This is a genomic window from Amycolatopsis samaneae (assembly GCF_039541975.1).
GTDB lineage: Bacteria > Actinomycetota > Actinomycetes > Mycobacteriales > Pseudonocardiaceae > Amycolatopsis > Amycolatopsis samaneae.
Genome location: NZ_BAABHG010000006.1, coordinates 317619 through 332097, shown reverse-complemented (window position 1 = coordinate 332097; position 14479 = coordinate 317619). Strand labels below are relative to the sequence as shown.

The 14479-nt window shown below is 67.9% G+C and carries 16 protein-coding genes; 5 read left to right on the top strand and 11 right to left on the bottom strand.

Annotated features, from left to right (window positions below):
- Nucleotides 1-25 precede the first annotated feature (25 nt).
- The gene (locus tag ABD987_RS18255) at nt 26-1732 is read right to left on the bottom strand and encodes a multicopper oxidase family protein (RefSeq protein ID WP_345394372.1); all 1707 of its coding nucleotides are present in this window, start codon (nt 1730-1732) and stop codon (nt 26-28) included.
- Nucleotides 1733-2118: 386 nt separating this feature from the next.
- Between ABD987_RS18255 and ABD987_RS18250 the strand changes: the two genes are divergently transcribed.
- Nucleotides 2119-2913 carry an HAD-IIA family hydrolase gene (locus tag ABD987_RS18250; RefSeq protein ID WP_345394369.1) on the top strand — a complete coding sequence of 265 codons (795 nt, stop codon included), beginning with the start codon at nt 2119-2121 and terminating at the stop codon, nt 2911-2913.
- 36 nt (nt 2914-2949) lie between these two features.
- Nucleotides 2950-3756, top strand: coding sequence for a metallophosphoesterase family protein (locus tag ABD987_RS18245; RefSeq protein WP_345394366.1), 807 nt, complete (start codon nt 2950-2952; stop codon nt 3754-3756).
- Between the two features lies 1 nt (nt 3757).
- Here the strand turns inward: ABD987_RS18245 and ABD987_RS18240 are convergent, their stop codons facing one another.
- The 6 genes from ABD987_RS18240 to ABD987_RS18215 all read right to left on the bottom strand — a co-directional run bounded on the left by ABD987_RS18240 (nt 3758) and on the right by ABD987_RS18215 (nt 8506).
- Nucleotides 3758-4132 carry a YccF domain-containing protein gene (locus tag ABD987_RS18240; RefSeq protein WP_345394363.1) on the bottom strand — a complete coding sequence of 125 codons (375 nt, stop codon included), beginning with the start codon at nt 4130-4132 and terminating at the stop codon, nt 3758-3760.
- On the bottom strand, nt 4132-4893 hold the full coding sequence (locus ABD987_RS18235) for a PhzF family phenazine biosynthesis protein (RefSeq protein WP_345394360.1): 762 nt from the start codon (nt 4891-4893) through the stop codon (nt 4132-4134). Before ABD987_RS18235 ends, ABD987_RS18240 begins: the two co-directional genes overlap by 1 nt.
- Nucleotides 4894-4980: 87 nt before the next feature.
- Nucleotides 4981-6426, bottom strand: coding sequence for a hypothetical protein (locus ABD987_RS18230; protein WP_345394357.1), 1446 nt, complete (start codon nt 6424-6426; stop codon nt 4981-4983).
- Between the two features lie 14 nt (nt 6427-6440).
- On the bottom strand, nt 6441-7004 hold the full coding sequence (locus ABD987_RS18225) for a DUF3558 family protein (protein ID WP_345394354.1): 564 nt from the start codon (nt 7002-7004) through the stop codon (nt 6441-6443).
- Nucleotides 7001-7507 (bottom strand): hypothetical protein, encoded by a 507-nt coding sequence (locus ABD987_RS18220; protein WP_345394351.1) that lies wholly within the window; start codon nt 7505-7507, stop codon nt 7001-7003. The genes ABD987_RS18225 and ABD987_RS18220 overlap by 4 nt, the downstream gene beginning before the upstream one ends.
- A 219-nt stretch (nt 7508-7726) precedes the next feature.
- Complete coding sequence (locus ABD987_RS18215) at nt 7727-8506, bottom strand: ESX secretion-associated protein EspG (RefSeq protein WP_345394348.1); 780 nt, start codon at nt 8504-8506, stop codon at nt 7727-7729.
- Nucleotides 8507-8638: 132 nt separating this feature from the next.
- Between ABD987_RS18215 and ABD987_RS18210 the strand changes: the two genes are divergently transcribed.
- A complete protein-coding gene (locus ABD987_RS18210) occupies nt 8639-10291 on the top strand; it encodes an AMP-binding protein (protein ID WP_345394345.1) in 1653 nt (550 codons plus the stop codon).
- On the opposite strand, the gene ABD987_RS18205 is transcribed toward ABD987_RS18210, so the two are convergent.
- The 3 genes from ABD987_RS18205 to ABD987_RS18195 form a co-directional block, all read right to left on the bottom strand.
- Nucleotides 10288-11055 (bottom strand): serine protease, encoded by a 768-nt coding sequence (locus ABD987_RS18205; protein ID WP_345394342.1) that lies wholly within the window; start codon nt 11053-11055, stop codon nt 10288-10290. The genes ABD987_RS18210 and ABD987_RS18205 overlap by 4 nt on opposite strands.
- Nucleotides 11056-11296: 241 nt before the next feature.
- Nucleotides 11297-12265: a R2-like ligand-binding oxidase gene (locus ABD987_RS18200; protein ID WP_345394339.1), complete on the bottom strand. Its 969-nt coding sequence runs from the start codon at nt 12263-12265 to the stop codon at nt 11297-11299.
- A 16-nt stretch (nt 12266-12281) separates the two neighbouring features.
- Complete coding sequence (locus tag ABD987_RS18195) at nt 12282-12902, bottom strand: TetR/AcrR family transcriptional regulator (RefSeq protein ID WP_345394805.1); 621 nt, start codon at nt 12900-12902, stop codon at nt 12282-12284.
- 126 nt (nt 12903-13028) lie between these two features.
- On the opposite strand from ABD987_RS18195, the gene ABD987_RS18190 reads away from it, so the two are divergent.
- On the top strand, nt 13029-13649 hold the full coding sequence (locus tag ABD987_RS18190; RefSeq protein WP_345394336.1) for an HAD family hydrolase: 621 nt from the start codon (nt 13029-13031) through the stop codon (nt 13647-13649).
- A gap of 55 nt (nt 13650-13704) precedes the next feature.
- On the opposite strand, the gene ABD987_RS18185 is transcribed toward ABD987_RS18190, so the two are convergent.
- Nucleotides 13705-13941, bottom strand: coding sequence for a hypothetical protein (locus tag ABD987_RS18185; RefSeq protein ID WP_345394332.1), 237 nt, complete (start codon nt 13939-13941; stop codon nt 13705-13707).
- A gap of 132 nt (nt 13942-14073) precedes the next feature.
- Between ABD987_RS18185 and ABD987_RS18180 the strand changes: the two genes are divergently transcribed.
- On the top strand, nt 14074-14460 hold the full coding sequence (locus ABD987_RS18180; protein ID WP_007033367.1) for a cold-shock protein: 387 nt from the start codon (nt 14074-14076) through the stop codon (nt 14458-14460).
- Nucleotides 14461-14479 lie beyond the last annotated feature (19 nt).

Below are 14479 nucleotides of genomic sequence, written 5' to 3'. Positions count from 1 at the left end.
GGGGAGGCCCCCACGGACCGTCCCCTCACCCGCCGTGGTGATGGCCGCCACCCGGGTGGACGTGGAACTTCGCCACCTCCGGTGGATGCACCACGAACGGCCGCATCATGCCCTCGTCCTCGTGGTCGAGGATGTGACAGTGGTACATGAACTCGCCGGTGCCACCGCCGAAGTTGCCCGCGACGCTGACCCACTCACCAGCCTTGACGATGAAGGTGTCCTTCCAGCCCTCCTCGTACTTCTCCAGCGGGACGTCCACGAACGGGTCGGGCTTCCCGGTCTGCGGGTCGACGCTGCCGATCGGCCGCTTCGTCCGCTCGGTGGCCGAGTCGAACGTCGAGGTGAAGTGCTTGCGGAACAGCGCCTGGAACTCGGTCAGGTGCAGGTGGATCGGGTGTGCCGGGCCGCCGAGATGCAGAATGTTCCACACCGCCCAGCGGTCGTGGTTGATGAAGATGCCCGTGGTGTCGTCGAACAGCTTCCCGATGCGGCGGAACGTCCGCGGTTTGGGCGGGTTCGTCGTCGGGTCGAGCAGCTGGATGATCCCGTCCCCACCAGGATCGGGCGTGGTCAGCTCCTCCAGATCCCACATCTCCGGATGCCCGCTCCTGTTCAGCAGGAGCGCGATCCACACGTGGTCGTGGTCCTCGGGCAGCGTGTCGCCGTGCTTCAGCCGGACGTAGGACTTCGACAGCTTTTCCGGCAGCTTGAACGAGTCGTGCCGGTTCCGGTTGTCCACCCGGAACTGCATGAGATCCGGTTCGACCTTGCCCAGGTTCGGATCGAGGTTGGTCAGCCGGAGCTTCTTCCCCTTGAACCGGCTGAAGTCGATCAGCAGGTCGAACCGCTCGGCCGGGGCGACGGTGAGACCGCCGGGGTGGGTGGCGGTCTTGGCAGGCAGTGGTGCCGGTGCCGGCAGCAGCCCGCCGTCGGTCCCGATCAGGCGCACCGCGTCGTTCTGTGGCGCGCCGTTCTCGTCCACCAGGTTCAGCGTGTAGAACCGCGAGTTCGACGCGTTGAGCAGGCGGAACCGGTACCACCGCGCGTCCACGTCCAGATGCGGCCAGATCACGCCGTTGACCGTGGTGAACGGCCCGGTGAACGGGAGCAGCACGCCGCCGTCCAGCTCGGCCACCTTGTACAGCAGCTGACCGGTGAGCCTGCCGGTGACCGGGTCGGTGTCCAGGTTGCGGTCGGCGATGATCAGCGGGATCTCGCGGTCGCCGTCCGGGAGGTCGAGCTCGTCCTCCTCGTCGTCCCGGACCAGGTACATGCCCGCGAGGCCGGTGTGCACGTTGAAGCGCGTGATGGCCATCGCGTGGTCGTGGTACCACAGCGGCATCGCCTGCTGGACGTTCCCGTACTCGGTCAGCTGCGCGGTGCCCGCCAGGTGGGCGTTGTGCGCCCAGCCGTCGCTGCTCGCGTTGACCCGGGCGCCGTGCAGGTGCACGACGGTCCACGCGGGCAGGTCGGCGACGCCGTCGATGATCTTGTAACCGGGCTGGTCGAGCTCCCGGCCCGGCTTGCCCGACGGGTTGCTCCTGACCGGCCCCTGCACCGCCACGAGCGGAATCTTTCCCTCGATTTCGTTCTCCCACGAAATCCGCAGTCGCTTGCCGCTGCGCACTTCGATGGTCGGACCCGGGAATTCCCCCGCGTAGGTCCACAGTTTCGTCGGCGGCAGCTGGGAATGCAGCCGCTGTTCCTTGGTGACCATCGGTATTGTGATCATTTCATGGTGCCACCACGAATGCGGCCGGATCATCGGCGGAATCCGCAGTGGATCAAGGAACTTCGTCAGTCCCCAGTGCGGTTCACCGGGGGTTCCGGTGTCCGCTCGACGTTGGATTGTTTCTGTCATGGCTCGTTCCCGCCCTCCTGTTGACACAGTTGCCAAGGGCAGGATGAATTGCGCTGAGAGACATTGCTTCCCCCTGCTCGCACGAAACGATATTCGTGACTTTTAGTATTCCCCCAACCCCGTGTTGTGCCTGCCGAATTGCGACTCCCCTCGCGTTCGGCGGCTATTTCCACTGTAGCCCGTTCACTGGGACGGCGCACACGTGTCGTGGGCGATCGCCCGGGACCGCGCGCCGTTTTGCCCGTAGGATCCGGCCCATGAATGATCGGCAGTGGACTTACCTGAGCGACATGGACGGCGTCCTGGTCAGGGAGGAACACCTCGTTCCCGGCGCCGACGAGTTCCTCGCGGAGCTCCGGTCGAACGGGATCGGCTTCCTCGTGCTGACCAACAACTCGATCTACACCCCGCGTGACCTGCGGGCGCGGCTGCTGCGTACCGGCCTGGACATCCCGGAGGAGTCCATCTGGACCTCCGCGCTGGCCACCGCGAAGTTCCTGTCGGCACAGCGCCCGAACGGGTCGGCGTTCGTGATCGGCGAGGCCGGGCTGACCACGGCCCTGCACGAGGTCGGCTACGTGCTGACCGAACGTGACCCGGACTACGTCGTGCTCGGCGAGACCAGGACGTACAGCTTCAGCGCGATCACCCGCGCGATCCGGCTGATCGAGGGCGGGGCGCGGTTCATCGCCACGAACCCGGACGCCACCGGTCCGAGTCTCGAGGGCTCGATGCCCGCCACCGGCTCGGTCGCCGCGCTGATCGAGAAGGCCACCGGGCGCTCGCCCTACTACGTCGGCAAGCCGAACCCGCTGATGATGCGCAGCGCGCTGCGCAGGCTCGGCGCGCATTCGGAGTCGACGCTGATGATCGGCGACCGGATGGACACCGACGTGCACTCCGGGATCGAGGCCGGGCTGCAGACCATCCTCGTGCTCACCGGCATCTCCACCCGGGAGTCGGCCGAACGCTATCCGTATCGGCCCACCGTGGTCATCGACTCGGTGGCGGACCTGATCGGGCGTACCCGGGACCCGTTCGGCGAAGGCTGATCGTCAACCGTCGGTAGCAGGGCTTATCGTCGGGAGATGAGCAAGGACCGGTCCACGTACGTGGTGGGCGACGTGCACGGCCACCGTGACGCGCTGGCCGAGGCCCTCAGAGCCGAAGGGCTCCTCGACGACGAAGATCGCTGGGCGGGTGGTGCGGACCACCTGTGGTTCCTCGGCGACTTCGTCGACCGGGGCCCGGACGGCGTCGGCGCGATCGATCTGGTGATGCGGCTGGAGGCCGAGGCCGCCGAGGCGGGCGGCTCGGTGCGGACGTTGCTGGGCAACCACGAGATCCTGCTGCTGGGGATGTACCACTTCGGCGACGAGCCGGTGCCCTCGGACTTCGGTCCGCGCAGCTTCGCGCGCAGCTGGGAGATCAACGGCGGCCTCGCCGACGACCAGGACCGGCTCACCGGCGCGCACATCGAGTGGCTGACCAGCCGTCCGCTGGCGGCGCTCGCCGAGGAGCACCTGCTGCTGCATTCGGACACCCTGGAGTACCTCGGCTGGGGCGAGGAGATCGAGGGGATCAACGCCGGCGCGCGCGAGATCCTCGAAGGCCGTGACCTGGAGGCCTGGTGGGACGTGTGGCGGCGGATGACCACGCGCTACGCCTTCCGCGGCCCGGACGGCGAGGAAACCGCGCAGCACCTGCTGGACAAGCTCGGCGGCGAGCGGGTCGTGCACGGGCACAGCGTGATCGCCGATCAGCTGGGCATCCATCCGTCGCAGATCGAGGGGCCGTACCTCTACGCCGGGGGCAAGGCGCTCGGCATCGACGGCGGTTTGTTCGTCGGCGGCCCCTGCCTGGTCGTCGAGCTGCCCTACGAGCCGGAGGACTGAGTCAGGGCAGGTCGACGATCTCCTTGCCCAGCGGGGTCAGCGACACCGGGATCATCTTGAAGTTCGCGACGCCGAGCGGGATGCCGATGATCGTGACGCACAGCGCGATCCCGGTGAGCACGTGCCCGATGGACAGCCACAGCCCGGCGAACACGAACCAGATGACGTTGCCGAGGCAGGACGCGGCACCGGCGTCGCGGCGTTCGACCACGGTGCGGCCGAACGGCCACAGCGCGTAGTGCGCGATCCGGAACGAGGCGAGCCCGAACGGGATCGTCACGACCAGCACGCAGCAGATGACGCCCGCGACGAGATAGCCGAGCGCCATCCAGAACCCGCAGAGCACGACCCAGATGATGTTGAGGACGAAGCGCATCAGACGTGCAACTCCCCGCTCACGATCGTGACGGCCTGCCCGGGCAGCTCGACGCGGTCGCCGCGCAGTTTCGTCCGCACGACGCCGCCACGTGCGGACTCCTGGCGGCCGGTCAGCGCGTCGCGGCCGAGCCGCTGTGCCCAGTACGGGGCCAGCGCGCAGTGTGCCGAGCCGGTCACCGGGTCCTCGTCGACCCCGACCCCCGGCCCGAAGAACCGGCTGACGAAGTCGACACCCTCGGTGTCACCCGGGGCGGTCACCACCAGCCTGCCGTTCCAGGTCGCGGTCAGCGCGGCGAGGTCGGGGGTGAGCGAACGGACGGTCTCGGCGTCCTTCACCACCGCGAACAGGTTCTCGGCCCCGCGCCTGGTCTCTTCGACCTCGACCCCGGGCAGGATCGCGCTCAGCTCGTCGTCGGCGGGCCGCGGCGGGTCGGCCGGGAAGTCCAGCGTCACCCAGCCGTCCTCGGCCCGGCAGCGCAGCTCGCCGCTCCGGGTCGTGTAGACCTGCTCGCCACCGAGGACGTGCGTCGTCGCGAGGGTGGCGTGCCCGCAGAGTTCGACCTCGGCGGCCGGGGTGAACCAGCGCAACGGCTTCGGCCCGTCGCCGGTGATCACGACGAACGCGGTCTCGGAGTGCTTCATCTCCGTGGCCACCGCCTGCATCCACGCGGGATCGGCGGGCGCGTCGAGCAGGACGACTCCGGCGGGATTACCCGCGAAGGCGCGATCGGTGAAGGCGTCGACCAGGGAGAAGTGCATGGATTCCACGATATCCGCGGCCGGGGCCCGGCGGGGTACCTGTGAGAAGGTCCCCGCCGGCGCAACCCCTTAGGGGTCCGGGGCGGTTCAGCCGCCGATGACCGGCGGCACGATCTTCTCACCGTCGGGCCCGCGGTCCGGCTTCACCTCGAACACCTCGTCGTCCTGCAGCGGCATCTTGTTCTTGTGTTCCTTGTCCTCTTCCTTCTTCTTGCCGCCCGCGCCCGCCGCGCCGGGAGCCCCGGCCGCGCCGGACTTGCCCGCGTTGGCGGCGGCGGTCGCACCGCGCTCGAGACGTTCCCCAGCGACCTTGCCCGCGCCGGTGCCCTTGCCACCGCCCGGTTCGCCACCGGTGGTTCCCTTGCCCTGCGTGTAGCCGCCACCGGAGACCCGGGACCCCGCGAAGTTGCTGCCCGCGCGGCCGGACCCACTACCCGGCTTGCCGCGCGTGATGTCGCCACCGCCGGGATTGCTGACGGGCGGGGCACCGGCGAGCCCGAAGTCGCCGCGCCCGATCGGCCCCGGCGTGGTCAGCGGCGGCCGCATGGCCGGGCCCCCGCCGGGAAGGTTGGGGTTGCCCGTGCCCGTGGTGATCCCCGGCGACGGGCCGTAGCTGTTGCCGCCGCCCGAATACGGCGTGGATCCGCCGGTGAACTGGCCTCCGCCCGGGGTGCCCGGCGTGCCGGTCCCCGGCCCGATGCCGCCGGTGGTGCCGGTGTTGCCGCCGAACCCGGTGGTGTGCGCGCTGCTCGCGGTCGTGCTGTCGTTACCCGGCTGCGGCGGCGGGGTGTAGGTTGGCTGGGTGGAGGCGGTCTCCTGGTACGTCGAGTCCAGGTTCTGCATGATCTCCACCGCGCGGCGGTGTGATTCGTCGGACTGCTGCTGCTTGGCCGTGATCCCGCTGAACGTCTCCGTCGCCGCGGCGTGATCGCCGCTCATGTACTGCTGGACGGCCTTGTCCACCTCGGCGTCCTGGTTGAACCCGGTGGGCTCCGGCATGTTCGTCTTGGCGAAGTGCGCCGCCGCCGACTGCTGCGAATACCGGTTCGACGTCAGCTGGACCGCGTTGCTGGCCTGTTCGGCGTGGCTCGCGGTCGACTGGAAGAACCCGTGCGCGCCCGACGCGGCGTCACCCTGCCACTGGGCCTGCGCCCCACTGCCCGCGTCGGCGAACGCGTTGGACACGTCGGCCAGCCAGTCGCCGAATCCTTTGGTGGTCTCGCTGTATCCGTTGATCTGTTCCAGGTCCAGGTTGTCGTGGGCCATGCCGTAGAGCTGCTCGTGCGACATGCCGGGGTAGTGCTGCTCCGGTGTCGGGTAATCCGACCGGGGCGTCTGGCCCTGCAGCAGCGCGTGACCCTGGGTGACCGAGTACACGGAGGCCATGTCCTGGGTCTGCCGGTCGATGCCGCCCTGCGCGTCCCACTGGTCCTCGGACCCCAGGTGGTGTGCGTTCTCGGCCAGCTTGCGCTGCGTTTCGGCGTAGAACTCACCCGCCGACTGCTGGTGCTGCGCCCGGTGCGGCTGGTTCATGACGGAAGCTCCCCTCACGCCTTCGGCAACAGTGGATCGACCTTTTCCGCTAAGCCCTGGACAAGTTGGCATGCTCGTTCAGTGTCAGTGCCGACGACCACGAGCAGATTTATGCGCGAGTCGGTGGCGACCTGCATGCCGATCTCGCACATACCGCGAGAGTGGAGTGGTTCCTGCTGCAGTACTGCGGGACGGTTACCGTTGATTTTCCCCGGCTTAGCCTTGGCAGGGTTATTGATATTCTCGTTGATCTTCTGGCCGGGGTAGAACCCCAGGCTGGCATCGATTGGATCCTCGGTGTTGGTTAGTGGCTTTTGCGCTGCGCAGACGTGCTTGCGATCTGAAGGACTTGGGGCGGCTGGCCCGAAACCCTGGCCTGTCAGCAGTTGGTCCAGCGTTGTGCACTGGTTCATCCCAGTGAACGGGTTGTTCGAGGCGGTGGTGGCAGGGCTTGAACTGGCCGGGGGTGGGCTTAGTGCTGACGGGGTGGCTTTGCCGTCAATCTGGCTGGAACACGCGGCAAGCGTGGTAACCGTGACAGCCAAGGTCGCGATGCTCGCGAGGGTGCGTCGGCTCACTGGTGTTCAAGTTCCTTGTTGATCTTGGCAAAGGAGATGCTGTGGGCTTCTTCGGTTTCGCGGTAGTTCTTTCGTGCGATTAGTAACGCTTCCTTGGCCTGCTTGATGCCATCGTGCATGAGGTCGAGATTCGGCAGCAATGATTGTGGGTTACCGTCGCTGCCGGCAACTATAGCGTTGAACGCAGCGACCTCTTTCGCGTATTTGCTGTCCCCCATTCGGGCAGCCCGGGTAAGGTCCTCAAGGCGACTTCGCCAGCGGCCGAAATCCTTGAGGAACAGGTCGCAGGCTTTGAGGTAGGTCTGTAAGCCTGCTTCGTTGATCGCGAAGCTGCCGTTCTCGGCCATCTTCTTCAGTTCGGACCCGCCGGTCGCGAGCCGTTGGGCTGCATCGGCATCCATTGGCTTGTGCAGCATTTCGTTGAGATACTTCGCACCGGCGTCGCCGGCTGCTTGATCCGAGCCTGGCACCGAGCCCGCGGTGCCCCACGTCGTTTCACCCATGGCGCCCTCCCGCACCCTCCGTGACCACCCTGCGTGGCCTACTGGCACTGTACTAGTGACCAGCCGGGGCTGTCTGTGGTTCCGTGGTCGTGGTGACCGGAAGAAGCGGGTGAGCCCGAGGCTCCTGATCTGCACGATGGCCCGGTGAGTGACAGCGGGGGATGAGCGTGCCCGGTTGTCTTGGTGTCCAATGTGGACGCCAAGGGCGGAGATGAACGGCTAGCGGTCGACCTCGGCGATGGTTTCGTGCAGCCAACGGCGCAGGTGCGAGCCATCGGACGGGACGTACCTGAGCCGCTTTTCGCCACCGGACAGCGGTTCGGTGAAGACGAGGAAACGGCCACCGTCGGAGTCGAAGAAGGTGACCACTCCTTGGTTGTGAAGCGCCGAGTGGCCGGTGCGCACGTGAAGTTCGACGCTGCCGAGCCGGTGCGGCGGCCACTGGTTGAACGAGACCAGGGCCTCCTGCTCCGCCCTGCTCGGCTCGGTGGTGAAGTCCTCGGTGCTGAAGTCGCGCTCGGCCTGCGGCGCGGGCTTCGCGTGGCGTGTGATGGTCACCGGCCGGACCGGAACGGCTCGATACGGCGGCAGGGTGCCGACCACCGCGTCGACGAGACGGTCCGGGCGGATCTGCAGGAAGGTGATGTCGTCGCCCACCTGCTCGGAGAGGACGCCGAGACCCTCGGCGACGGCCGCGCGGTAGTAGACGCGGCGCCGGTCGGAGAGTTCGACCGCCCGCACGATGATCAGCACGTCGGGCTGGGTCCAGGCGCGGAGCGTGTGGGCGACATCGACGTCCAGTTTGTCCCGATCGGCGAGGTGCCGGGCGCGCATGGCGTCCCACGCCTCCGCGTTCAGCCGGTCGTAGGTGGCGATGGCGTCGTCGCCCGCGGCCTGGACGGCACTACGGATGTCGAACGGAGCCCAGCTGGCAGGCAGCCCCGCCCGGCGGACGGCGACATCCACCTCGAGCATGCCCAGCGAGAATTCCTCCGGCACGGTCCGATCCCTCCGCCTTATCGAGCCTGACGCCGAGGGTAGCGGACTCGTTACCGCCGAACCGGCCCGCTGGCAGGCGCGTACCGCTGTTCTTAGACTCAGCCCGCAGCCGCCGACGTCTGGGAGGTCCCCATGCCCGAAATCACGCCCAGCTACGCCTCCGGGGTCTCCGACGTGCCGCTGCTCGGAGACACGATCGGGGGCAATTTCGACCGCACGGTGGTGGCGTTCGGTGACCGTGACGCGCTGGTCGATCGCGCGGCGGGGCGGCGGTGGACCTACCGGGAGCTGGCCGAGGAGGTCGACACGCTCGCGCTCGGGCTGGTGTCGCTCGGCATCGGCAAGGGCGACCGGGTCGGCATCTGGTCGCCGAACCGGTGGGAGTGGACGTGCGTGCAGTACGCCACCGCCAAGATCGGCGCGATCTTGGTGAACATCAACCCGGCCTACCGGTCGCACGAGCTGGAGTTCGTGCTGAACCAGGCCGGGGTGAAGCTGCTGGTGGCCGCGGCGTCGTTCAAGACCTCGGACTACGCCGCGATGATCGCCGACGTGCGCCCGAAGTGCGCGGCGCTGGAGCACGTCGTACTGCTCGGCGGTGACGACTGGACGGCGCTGACGGACGCGGGGCGGCGGGGCGATCGGGCCCGGCTGGTGGAGCTGCAGGCTGGGCTCTCGGCGGACGACCCGATCAACATCCAGTACACCTCGGGCACGACCGGCTTCCCGAAGGGCGCGACCCTCAGCCATCACAACATCCTGAACAACGGCTTCTTCGTCGGCGAGCTCTGCGGTTACACCGAACAGGACCGGGTCTGCATCCCGGTGCCCTTTTACCACTGTTTCGGGATGGTGATGGGAAATCTGGCCTGCACCTCGCACGGGGCGTGCATGGTGATCCCGGCTCCGGCGTTCGAGCCGAAGGCCACGCTGGAAGCGGTGTCGGCGGAGAAGTGCACCTCGCTCTACGGCGTCCCGACGATGTTCATCGCCGAACTCGCGGACCCCGGTTTCGAGGACTACGACCTGACGTCGTTGCGGACGGGCATCATGGCGGGCTCGCCGTGCCCGGTGGAGGTCATGAAGCAGGTCATCGAGCGGATGGGCATGGCCGAGGTGTCGATCTGCTACGGCATGACCGAGACGTCCCCGGTGTCCACGCAGACCAGGGCGGACGACTCGATCGAACGCCGGGTGTCGACGGTGGGCCGGGTCGGCCCGCATCTGGAGGTCAAGGTCGTCGATCCGGAAACCGGGCGCACGGTGCCGCGTGGCGAGCCGGGGGAGCTGTGCACGCGCGGGTATTCGGTGATGCTCGGCTACTGGGAGCAGGCGGACAAAACGGCGGAGGCCATCGACGCCGCGCGCTGGATGCACACCGGTGACCTGGCGATCATGGACGACGACGGGTACGTCAACATCACCGGGCGGATCAAGGACATGGTGATCCGGGGCGGGGAGAACCTGTACCCGCGGGAGATCGAGGAGTTCCTCTACACCCATCCGGACGTCCTCGACGCGCAGGTGATCGGGGTGCCGGACGAGAAGTACGGCGAGGAGCTCATGGCCTGGGTGCGGATGCGCGAGGGCGCCGAGCCGCTCACGGCCGGCGCCCTGCGGGAGTTCTGTTCAGGAAAGCTCGCGCACTACAAGATCCCGCGTTACGTGCACGTCGTCGACGAGTTCCCGATGACCGTCACCGGAAAGGTCCGCAAGGTCGAGATGCGCACCCAGGCCGTCAGCATCCTCGGTCTGGAGGCGGCCGCGAAAACGCGCCACGCCTAGCGGTTCTGCTGGATCCACTTGCCGTACGCGGCCACGCTGGTGAAGACGTCGGGATAGCCCTTGGCACAGGGAACTCCCCAGGACACGACGCCGACCTGCTTGCCGTTCGCGACCAGCGGCCCGCCGGAGTCACCCTTGCACGCGCCCTTGCCCTTGGGGCTCGTGGTGCAGAGGTTTCCGGCGCTGATCGGGAGCGAGGTCGGGTTCTGGTGTGCGCACGCGGTGTGGCCGAGCACGTGCATGGTGAGCGTCTGCAACTCGTTCGGGATGGTGCCGGGGAAGCTCGTGAGTCCCCAGCCGCTCAACGTGACCTGGTGGCCCGCATCGGGATTCGAGGTCGCCGGTTCCACCGGCCGGACGGTGGAACCGAACGGAAGCCCGGTGGAGAGCTTGAGGATCGCGATGTCGTTGACGATCCGCTGGGCGTCGTACTGCTTGTGCGTCACGATGGTCTTGACCCTGGACTTGACGCCGCCGCTGTCGAGTTTGGTGCTCCCCGCGACGACGTACAGCTTGCTCGCGTCACCGTGGAAGTCCGCCACGCAGTGCGCGGCGGTGAGCGCGGTGTGCTTGTCCAAAATGGACGCCCCGCAGAAGTGTTTGCCGCTGAAGGAGTCGCGGAGGCTCAGCTGGTAGGGGAACTCACCCTTCGACGCGGGCCGCCCGCCCACGATGTCGGTGTCCGCCGCGGCGGGTGCCGCCGTGATCGCCGCACCGGCGAGCAGCGCCGCCGCCATCGTGCCCATCGTCCTGAAACCCCACATCGGTATCCCCGTCCGCGTTAGGTGAATGAGCAATGCGCTTTTCGACGCTGCTACGAGGATCACCGAGATGTAAGTCCACGACCGGGTGGCAGCGCCGAACGGTCGCGCTTCCGGGGTAATGCTCTTTCGGGCTAAGGGAGATCACCTGAACGAGTAGCGGACGATGGCGGGAAAAAGAAACCGCGTCCGGTGGTTGAGTGAAGGGGGTTTTCCGCGTGGGACACGCGGAAAACCTTTCACGTCAGCTCGCGTTCGCGGCCGCCTCGGCGAGCGCCTTCTCGTCTTCCTCGCCGAAGGTTTCTTCCAACTGTTCGGGCGAGTAGTCGACGTCGATCTGTTCGACCGGCATTCCCCGCGCCGATTCGATCGCGCCCAGCCGCCGCTGCGCGCGGTCGGCGGCGTACTGGATCAGCTCCTCAGGATCGTTGTCGAACGGCACCTCCTCGAACTGGTCCTGAACCCACTGGATCATGTTCAGCGCGTGCGGGAGCAGTTCGCCCATTCGCTGCTGCACGGCGTCCCACAGTGAGTCGTCGGCGGCCACGTGCCGTCGGCAGGTGAAGGTGCCCCAGGCCATGTGACGGCGCTCGTCGTCGCCGATCCGCCGTACCAGTTCCTGCATCCCGGGCAGGATGTCGTGCTGGGTGCAGATCAGTTGCCACGAGTAGTACCCGGTCAGTGCGAGGCTGCCCTCGATGACGTGGTTGTACGTGACGCTCGCGCGGATCTGGTTGAGCGGGCTGGGGTCCTCGTCCAGCGCTCGCAGCGATCGCGGCAGCTCCTCGTAGAAAAGCTTGCGGTAGTGCGGATTCTCCCCGACGAACGGGTGGAGGTCCCCGGTCAGCCCCACCGCGTCCATCCAGCGCCGGAACACCTCGGTGTGCTTGGCCTCCTCGAAGCAGAACTGCGTCAGGTACATCTCGTCGCCGAACCGGCCGGTGGCCGACATCGCCCGCAGGAAGGGCTGGATGTCCTCGGTGACCGCCTCCTCCCCGGCGATGAACTGCGCGACGAGGTAGGTCGTCGACCGGCGCTGCTCGTCGTCGAGGGACTCCCAGCCCTCCCGCTCCCGGCCGAAGTCGATGTCGGCCGGGTTCCAGAACTTCTTGTTCCCCTTGACGAACAGCCGCAGCGGGAACGAGTCCCAGTTCAGCCCGCCCTTGCGCAGCGAGGAGAATCCGGTGCGAAGCTCGGCGAGTGTGTCGGTCATGGCTGGCCCCTTCGTGTCACTCCGATGTGTACACAGTGGACGGTTGGGAATCCTTGGCGGTGAACCGCGCGACGGCGGGTTCGAGCACCGCGACTACGGCGTCCGCGGCCTCGGCCGCCGAGTGCGTCGGCAGCGTGAGGTGCGACAGCGAAAGCCGCACCACCGTCTCGGCGAGCAGCGCCGCCGACGCGGCGGACATCCCCGGCTCGAACTCGAGGTACTGCTCGGCGGCCAGCGCCGCGGCCGCGGTCAGGATCGGCTCGCCCTTGGTGGTGAGCAGCGGAAGCAGGTCCTCGCCAGCTTCGGTGCCGAGCGCGGCGGCGACCAGGCGGTTCTCCCTGGCGTGTTCGATCGTGTAGACGACGGCACAGTGAATGGCCGCGAGGAGGTCGGCCGAGGACTCCGCGCGCTGCCGGATGCCGTCGAGGAACTCCGACGCCGTGCGCAGGGCGACGGCCTGGACCAGTGTCGCCTTGTTCCCGAACTCGTTGTAGACGGTTTGCCTGCTCACCCCGGTCCTGGCGGCGACGTCGGCCATACGCAGCCCGGCGTACCCGTGCTCGGCGAGCAGTTCGGTGGCCGCTTCGAGCAGCGCTTCCCGCAACGACGCCTTGACGCGGTCGGTGAAGCTGGTGATCTCGCCCACACCCTCAGCTTGACACAGGTCATCTCGGTGTCAAGAGCATTGACCTGAAGGAGGTCCGTGTACACCGGTCTTCCTGGGGAATGGGGTCCTGTCGGGGGCGGCGGCTACGGTGGCGGAGTGGGAATCACCGTGGGGTTCGACCTCGACATGACACTGATCGACTCGCGGCCGGGCATGCTCGTGGCGATGAACACGCTCGGCGCCGAGTCCGGGCTGCCCCTGGACGGGGAGCACTTCGCGGCCAACCTCGGCCCGCCGCTGGACGACAGCCTGCGCGGCTTCGGTGCCCCGGAGGACCGCATCCCCGCGCTCGTCGACCGTTTCCGTGAGCTGTACCCGGACGTGGTCGTGCCGGTCACGATCGCGCTGCCCGGCGCGGCGGAGTCCCTGCGGGCGGTGCACGCCGCGGGCGGGAGCACGCTGGTCGTCACCGGCAAGTACGCGCCGAACGCGAAGCTGCACATCGACGCGCTCGAATTCGAGGTCGACGAACTCGTCGGCGAGCTGTGGTCGACGCGGAAGGCCGAGGCGCTCCGCGAACACGACGCCAGGATCTACGTCGGTGATCACCTGGGCGACGTCCACGGCGCGCGGGCCGCCGGCGCGGTCGCGGTCGGTGTCGCCACCGGTCCGTGTTCCCGCGCGGACCTGGCAGCCGAAGGCGCCGACGTGGTGTTCGACTCGCTCGAGGAGTTCCCGGCGTGGTTCGCCAGGTGGCTCGCCGAGGAGGCGGGGTGAACTATCCATCCATGCCCCCGCCGCCACCCTCGACGGAGCGGCGGGGCCGCACTGGCTAGCTTTTGGACCGCGCCTCGCGGACCAGCGCGATCAGCCCCAGCAACAGCCCGAGCGGAGTGATCACGCCGGCGGCGACGCTGAGCCACACCGGCAGGTTTTCCAGGCCGGCGGCGAAGAGGACGAACACTGCCAGCACGGCCAGCATCCCGAGGCCGAACAGGCCGATGCCGATCCGCATCAGGAACGGCTTGCCGCTCGCTTTCACAGCGGTCTCCTTCGTCGCGGTGCTCATAGCGCAGAGAGTAGCCGCCGGTATCCACTTCTCCCCAGGGCCTGTGTCGGGATACGCTTAGCGGACGCGCGCCCTGGGTACGCCCCGGGCGCGTTCGTCGTGAGCAGCACAGCAGAAGGATTGGTGAGGGAAGTGCCGACCGGCAAGGTCAAGTGGTACGACGCGGAGAAGGGGTTCGGCTTCGTCACGCAGGACGGCGGCGCCGACGTCTACATCCGCAAGGCCGCGCTGCCCCAGGGTGTCGAAGGACTCAAGGCCGGTCAGCGGCTGGAGTTCGGCGTCGCCGACGGCCGCCGTGGTCCGCAAGCCCTTTCCGTTCGGCTGCTGGATCCGCCGCCCTCGGTCGCCGAGGCCCGGCGGCGTCCGGCCGAGGAGCTGCATGGCCTGATCGAGGACATGATCAAGCTGCTCGAACTCAAGGTGCAGCCGGACCTGCGGCGCAACCGCTACCCGGATCGCAAGCACACCAAGCAGATCGCCGAGATCATGCGCGCGGTCGCCAGGGACCTCGATCCCTAAACCGCCCGCTCGTGCGGTG

Coding starts and splice junctions, on each gene's coding strand:
- ABD987_RS18255 (WP_345394372.1), bottom strand. CDS start 1,732: ATGATCACAATACCGATGGTCACCAAGGAACAGCGGCTGCATTCCCAG.
- ABD987_RS18250 (WP_345394369.1), top strand. CDS start 2,119: ATGAATGATCGGCAGTGGACTTACCTGAGCGACATGGACGGCGTCCTG.
- ABD987_RS18245 (WP_345394366.1), top strand. CDS start 2,950: ATGAGCAAGGACCGGTCCACGTACGTGGTGGGCGACGTGCACGGCCAC.
- ABD987_RS18240 (WP_345394363.1), bottom strand. CDS start 4,132: ATGCGCTTCGTCCTCAACATCATCTGGGTCGTGCTCTGCGGGTTCTGG.
- ABD987_RS18235 (WP_345394360.1), bottom strand. CDS start 4,893: ATGCACTTCTCCCTGGTCGACGCCTTCACCGATCGCGCCTTCGCGGGT.
- ABD987_RS18230 (WP_345394357.1), bottom strand. CDS start 6,426: ATGAACCAGCCGCACCGGGCGCAGCACCAGCAGTCGGCGGGTGAGTTC.
- ABD987_RS18220 (WP_345394351.1), bottom strand. CDS start 7,507: ATGGGTGAAACGACGTGGGGCACCGCGGGCTCGGTGCCAGGCTCGGAT.
- ABD987_RS18210 (WP_345394345.1), top strand. CDS start 8,639: ATGCCCGAAATCACGCCCAGCTACGCCTCCGGGGTCTCCGACGTGCCG.
- ABD987_RS18205 (WP_345394342.1), bottom strand. CDS start 11,055: ATGTGGGGTTTCAGGACGATGGGCACGATGGCGGCGGCGCTGCTCGCC.
- ABD987_RS18200 (WP_345394339.1), bottom strand. CDS start 12,265: ATGACCGACACACTCGCCGAGCTTCGCACCGGATTCTCCTCGCTGCGC.
- ABD987_RS18185 (WP_345394332.1), bottom strand. CDS start 13,941: ATGAGCACCGCGACGAAGGAGACCGCTGTGAAAGCGAGCGGCAAGCCG.